The organism is Achromobacter sp. SIMBA_011 (assembly GCF_046535435.1).
GTDB classification, from domain to species: domain Bacteria; phylum Pseudomonadota; class Gammaproteobacteria; order Burkholderiales; family Burkholderiaceae_B; genus Achromobacter; species Achromobacter dolens.
On the sequence record NZ_JAWRWN010001347.1, the window covers coordinates 1 to 230 of the forward strand.

General features: G+C 63.5%; 1 protein-coding gene. It reads right to left on the bottom strand.

Annotated features, from left to right (window positions below):
- A partial coding sequence (locus SB816_RS35465) for an insulinase family protein (RefSeq protein ID WP_410548680.1) occupies window positions 1-228 on the bottom strand: 228 nt, incomplete at its 3' end.
- Window positions 229-230 lie beyond the last annotated feature (2 nt).

Sequence of the window (230 nt, forward strand, 5' to 3'; positions counted from 1 at the left end):
CGTCAACCCGCGGCGGTGCCGCAGTTCATTCATCAAGCGTGACGCAATTCCCGACCCCAATACTTCACTCGCCAACACCAGGGCCGGATATTGCGGATGATTGGCGGGCACGCTCATGGGTAATGCAATCAGGACGGCACTGCTTGCGCCAGGCTGTTCGACGCTGAGCGTGGTGCCGGTTGCTGGAGCAGCGGCCGGCAGCTCGATTGCGGACCAGCCTTGGGGCAGCG